At 67.9% G+C, this 5655-nt stretch carries 4 protein-coding genes and 1 pseudogene; 3 read left to right on the top strand and 2 right to left on the bottom strand.

All coding sequences use genetic code 11. The annotated features are described in order from the left end of the window. Positions 1 to 428: 428 nt before the first annotated feature. Together pgi and DD1DGNOD_RS25865 are read left to right on the top strand one after the other, a co-directional pair. On the top strand, positions 429 to 2138 hold the full coding sequence (gene pgi, locus DD1DGNOD_RS25870; RefSeq protein ID WP_131771212.1) for a glucose-6-phosphate isomerase: 1710 nt from the start codon (positions 429 to 431) through the stop codon (positions 2136 to 2138). Between the two features lie 156 nt (positions 2139 to 2294). After that, on the top strand, positions 2295 to 2750 hold the full coding sequence (locus DD1DGNOD_RS25865) for an STAS domain-containing protein (protein ID WP_346434386.1): 456 nt from the start codon (positions 2295 to 2297) through the stop codon (positions 2748 to 2750). 163 nt (positions 2751 to 2913) lie between these two features. Here DD1DGNOD_RS25865 and DD1DGNOD_RS25860 read toward each other — a convergent pair whose 3' ends face one another. Then, positions 2914 to 3123: a hypothetical protein gene (locus tag DD1DGNOD_RS25860; RefSeq protein ID WP_131771211.1), complete on the bottom strand. Its 210-nt coding sequence runs from the start codon at positions 3121 to 3123 to the stop codon at positions 2914 to 2916. Between the two features lie 367 nt (positions 3124 to 3490). On the opposite strand from DD1DGNOD_RS25860, the gene DD1DGNOD_RS25855 reads away from it, so the two are divergent. Then, positions 3491 to 3751 (top strand): hypothetical protein, encoded by a 261-nt coding sequence (locus DD1DGNOD_RS25855; protein WP_241255998.1) that lies wholly within the window; start codon positions 3491 to 3493, stop codon positions 3749 to 3751. A gap of 119 nt (positions 3752 to 3870) precedes the next feature. Here the strand turns inward: DD1DGNOD_RS25855 and DD1DGNOD_RS25850 are convergent. Then, positions 3871 to 5655: pseudogene (locus tag DD1DGNOD_RS25850) on the bottom strand (guanylate cyclase); the annotation flags it as partial.

The following is a 5655-nucleotide window of genomic DNA, read 5'->3' as shown; positions in this document are numbered from 1 at the left end:
GACCTGGTATCCGGGGAGAGCGGTCTCCACCAGCGAGCGATCGATCAACAAAGGTCAGTTCCGTCCGCCACCGTATGGACAGCATTCCCGCATCCGCGCCGGAGCCGCAAAACAGTCGTGAGTGTACGACCGTCACCGTCCGCCGATCCCGTCACGGGTCACGGCTGGCGCTGACGGACAGGTGACACAAATCATAGTCGGTAGCGGCTGGTCACGTTCGTGACTTATGTGTATTCGCAGCGTCACATGGACTGGTGGACGGCTTGCGCTGGTTCCTGGTGGGACCGTGCCGCCACGGTGACCCGCCCGGTGACGCGCGCGATGACCTGCCCGGTGTGCGGTGACGTGGACCTGGCGCGGAGCATGCAGCATCGTGAGCATGTCGCAGACGCGCCCGCAGCCGTCCAACCGGGAGGTTCCCAAAGATCATGTCGCCCATCGAGCCGTCCCCTGGTGCTGTCCAGCATGATTCCCTGATAACGGGAACGCCGGAATGGGCAGCGCTCGAGAAGCACCATGCAGAGCTCGCCGGTGTTCATCTGCGCAACCTTTTTGTTGATGATCCACAACGAGGTGAGACGCTCACCGCGGAGGCCGACGGCATTTACCTCGACTTTTCCAAGAACAGAATCACCGCCCAGACGGTGGAACTGTTGGTCGCCCTGGCCGAACGGGCGCGACTACGGGAACAGATCGAGGCCATGTTCACCGGCCGGAGGATTAATTCGACTGAGGGCAGGCCGGTGCTCCACGTTGCGCTGCGCGCCCCCGCGGAAGCCGTCATCGAAGTGGACGGCGTGAACGTGGTGCCTGCGGTACACGCCGTGCTCCACCGGATGTCCACGTTCGCCGACAAGGTCCGTTCCGGGGTCTGGCGGGGAGCCACCGGAAAGCATATCCGGACGGTCGTGAACATTGGAATCGGCGGGTCGGACCTCGGCCCGGCCATGGCATACGACGCGCTGCTGGACTATTCCGACCGGTCGATACGGTTTCGTTTCGTGTCCAACGTCGACGGCACCGACATCTGGGAGGCGACACACGACCTCGACCCGGCCGAGACGTTGTTCGTCGTCTCGTCCAAGACGTTCACCACCCTGGAGACGCTCGCGAACGCCCGCACCGCCCGAGCCTGGTTGACCGATGCGCTGGGGCCGGACGCCGTCCCGTTCCACTTCGTGGCGGTGTCAACGAACACGGAGCAGGTGACCGAGTTCGGTATCGACAGTGCCAACATGTTCGAGTTCTGGGACTGGGTCGGCGGGCGGTACTCCCTGGACTCCGCGATCGGCCTCTCCCTGATGCTCGCGATCGGGCCGGAGCACTTCCGCGACCTGCTCGCCGGATTCCATGCGATGGACGTCCATTTCCGGACGGCTCCGTTCAACCGGAACCTGCCGGTGCTGCTGGGTCTGCTCGGCCTGTGGTACCGGGATTTCTTCGGCGCGCAGACCCATGCCGTGCTGCCCTACAGCCACTACCTGGGGCGATTCCCGGCGTACCTGCAGCAGCTCGACATGGAAAGCAACGGAAAGTCCGTGGACCGGGCCGGCCGGCCGGTGTCCGTATCCACCGGCCCGATCGTGTGGGGAACGCCTGGAACCAACGGCCAGCATGCCTATTTTCAGCTCATCCACCAGGGCACCACACTGATTCCAGCAGACTTCATCGGCTTTCTTCATCCGAATCATGACGTGTCGACGAGTCGCGACGTACGGGACGGCGGGACGGATCATCACGTCCTGCTGATGGCGAATTTCTTCGCCCAGACCGAGGCGCTCGCCTTCGGCCGGACCGCCGAGCAGGTCGCCGCCGAGGGAGTCGACCCCGAACTCGTCCCACATCGAACATTTCCCGGAAATCGCCCGACGAACACGATTCTTGCGGACCGGCTGACGCCGTTCACTCTCGGCCAGCTGATTGCCCTGTACGAGCACAAGGTCTTCACCCAGGGTGCGCTTTGGGACATCAACAGCTTCGACCAGTGGGGCGTGGAACTCGGCAAGCTGCTGGCGCAGCGGATCATTCCGGAGCTGTCGGCGGATGTCACGGACGGTACAGCCGGGCAGCTGACTCATGACAACTCCACCAACAGTCTCATTCGTCGCTTTCGTGCGGCTCGGCGCACCTTCCGGTGACCCAGGACTGGGCCCGATGACCCGGGACTTGACCGGCCGGTTGCCCGGCGGCTCCCGCACGGCCCGCGCTCGCGGGAGTCGGAATCTTTGGTCACCCTCGGTAGTATCGCTGTATCGAGTGTGTGTATCTCGTGACTCGGGGAAAGACCACGGCTGTTGACGATTCTCGTCCGGGGGTCTGGCACGGGTGACAGCGGCGGGGAGCCGGCGGTATTACCGGGGGGCGGAAGTATGCAGGTGCAGGCCGGTCGGCTGCGGATGTCGGTGACGCAGTCCGGGTGCGAAGTGACCATCGTGCTCGACGGCGAGCTCGACACCCGCGGCCGGCTGCGATTCCGTCAGCAAATCCACCAGCTGCTCGGCCAGGGCGGCACCGACGTGGTGGTGGATGTCGGCGGTTTGACCGCCATTGATATCGCGGGGATGGCGGCGCTCCTGCGGGCTGACCTGCTATTGCGGGGTATCCACTCGACCTTGCGAATCCGGGGGGCGTCCCCGGCGTTCATGGCCTTGTTGCGTTCCACCGGCCTGACCGGCCGGCTGCAGGTCGATCCCGGGCCGCGGCGGTCGTCCGGGACCGCCAGGGCCACCGCCACCAGCTCCGCGCGCTGACCGGCTTCCCCTCCCCGCATCGAGCGAGCACCGGCCCGGACGGCTCCTGCTCGCTGACGGTTGCCCGCTGACGGCCCCTGACACGCCCTACCCCCTATCCCCTGAGGTGTTCCGAGTCCGCTGGAATGCTCCGGGCGGTACCCACGCACAGATCAGCCACAGGTCAGGGGCGGGTGGCGTGCCTGGACACGATTAGGCGCAGGAGCCGGGTCGGTGGCGGGCTGGCGTCCTCGACCTCCCCGGCGGAGGTGTCATCCAGGTCCGGGACCGCCCGAAGCACAGGCCGTCGTACCCTTTCGATCATTCGTTCCACTCGCTGCATGGCCAGCATGCCGATCATCAGAACGAGTGGAAATCCCAGCACAACCGCCACCGATCCGGCCATCGTGCCCCCAGAGCCTCTACCGACAACACGGAAAGTTCCGATGTAATCTCTTTCCGCTATCTCGTCATCGGTCTTACCCACGGTTGCAGGGCATTCACTTCCTGCCGATGACTTCGTACATAGGGGGTGAGCGTCCTCGTAGCTGCCGGCCGGACGCGGCCGACGGCGATATGCTTACCGCGCCGAGCCGGGCGCCGGCCCGAAATCGGTGCCTGTCACCATGTCTGCCATGCCGAGGTCCGCCGTGACACAACCGGCTGACCCGGGCGGCCCACCGTTGAGCGGGCCCTACAACGGGCCCTGGCCGGTCAGGCGGTCCGTGCCGACCGACTCCGAGCTCAGAGCACGGACGCGGATGCTGGTTGAGCAGATCGAGATCGCGCAGGCGGAGATCGTCCTGTACCGGGCGGCCTACGAGCGGGCCACCGAGGAGGAGACAGCCGACCGCCCGTGGCTGCGCGACCCGGTGGAACGTCTCACGATCACTCGCATCGCCCGCGCGCTGTCAGCGGAGCTGGACGCGCTGGAACGCTTCCGGCTGTGGGCCGCGGAGCTGCACTACCTTCAGGAAGAGGCCCGTGCCCGCAGGCCCTGTGCCCCGCCTGCGGGATCCTGACGATCCTGCGGACGACGGCAGCTGGCAGGAGCCTGAAGACGGGTGGCAGGAGCTCATCGACCCGGGAACTTGGGCCTCCGGCAGCGCGCCAGAAGCATGATCGCGCTGCCTTTGGCCCTCTAGGCGGAGCCGGAAAGGTTGTCCAGCAGACGGCGGGCCAGCGCCGCTCCGGTGAGGTTGCCCTTCTTCTCGTAGCAGGCGACCGCGGTGTCGACCTTTGGCCGGACCATGTCGACCTGCCCGGTCCGGTAGAGCACCTCGGCATAGGTCAGCCATGCCTGCGCCTGCGCGTCCCAGTCGTCGGTCCGGCCGGCGAGATCACAGGCGGCTTCGGCGAACCGCACGGCCTCGACCTCCCGATCCCGGCCGCGCATCGCGAGCAGCTTGGCGTGCACCCCGCACCAGCCTGCCTGGGCGGGTACCTGGTCGCCGGCGGCGGCGTCGCGGGAACGCGACACATAGGTGGCGGCCTCGTCCAGGCGTCCGATCTTGACAAGGACGTCGGCGAGGGCCGCGGCACGCGTGGCCAGGTGCGCGCGCTCACCCATCCGGGCCAGCCGGCGGCAGCTACGACGCAGTTCGTGTTCGGCCGTGTCGAGGTCGTCGGTGAGCAGGGCGATCCGGGCGACGACGAAACCCCCGTACAGCGGGTCTCCGCGGGAGCTTCGCACGTCCCAGATGATCTCCTCGGCCCGGGCCAGATGGTCCATGGCGGCATCGATGTCCCCCGCCATCGTGTGCAGCAGCGCCAGCTGAGCGAGCAGGGACCGGCGCAGGCCGCGGTCGTCCCCGACACCTGCCAGCGCCCGCTGCGCCCGTTCGATCGATTCGCCGACCGGCCGGGGCGCCAGGCTGAGCAGGTGGACGAGGTCACGCCTGGTGGCCTGAGCGTCACGTAGCACGCCGGACTCCTCGGCGTGGCGGACGGCGGCCTGCATCGCCCGTTCCGCCAGGGCGTAGCAACCGGCCGCCATGTAGGCGGCGGCCTGGCTGCGGCAGGCGAGCGCGGCCCCGACCTCGTCCCCGCCCTGCACGAAGATCGGTAGTGCCCGGGTCGCCTCGCCGAGGGTTTCGGCGACCAGTCCCTCCGGGCTGGTGGCGAACATCAGCCGCAGGTGGGCGAGGCGGGCGTGCGCCCGAAGGCCCGCCTCGCCGATCCGGGTGGCCCGCTCGGTTGCCTGGCGCAGCATGCGTTCGGCGTCGCTGAAGCGACTGAAGGAGTACAGGGCCCAGCCAAGGTCGATCTCGGCGCGCACGCGCAGCGGATCGGTGACCGGCAGCAGCTTGATCGCACGTTTGAGGAGCCCGGCCGCTCCTGTCTCGTCGCCCTGACGGACCCGGTCGGCGGCCTCGATCAGGCAGGTGGCGGCCTGCCGCCCCAGCTCCGCGGTTTCGGCGTCGCGCAGCCCGAGCTCGACGCGGTACCGGTAGGCCTGCTCCAGGTGGTAGCCGACGAGCTCGTCGTGCTCACCGGGACGCCCGGCCATCCGGGCCTGCAGCCAGCCGGCGAATCCCCGGTGCAGGTCTGCCCGCTGCCGCTTCGACGTCGCCTGGTAAGCGCAGTCACGCAGCAGGACGTGCAGGAACCGGAACGCCTCCACGTCGGGCAGGTCCGAACGGTCGGGATGGACCAGCTCCTTGCGGACCAGCGACAGGCAGTGCTCGGCGACCGACGCCCGGTCCGCGGGGGCGGACAGCTCCACGACCGCGTCCAGATAGAAACGCTGACCGACCACGGCGGCGCGTTCGAGGACCCGCCGTTCGTGGATGTTGAGCCGGTCCAGGCGCGCGGCGAGCAGCGCGGAGATCGTCGGGGCGACCTGGACCGAGCCCAGGTTGCCGGTCGCGATCCAGTGGTCGCCCTCGCGGCGCAGCAGCCCGTCGTCGACGAGAGCCGCGAGTGT

It is taken from the genome of Candidatus Protofrankia californiensis (assembly GCF_900634765.1).
Classification (GTDB): domain Bacteria; phylum Actinomycetota; class Actinomycetes; order Frankiales; family Frankiaceae; genus Protofrankia; species Protofrankia californiensis.
The sequence above is the reverse complement of the archived record's forward strand: the minus strand, read 5'-3'. Positions and strand labels throughout refer to the sequence as shown.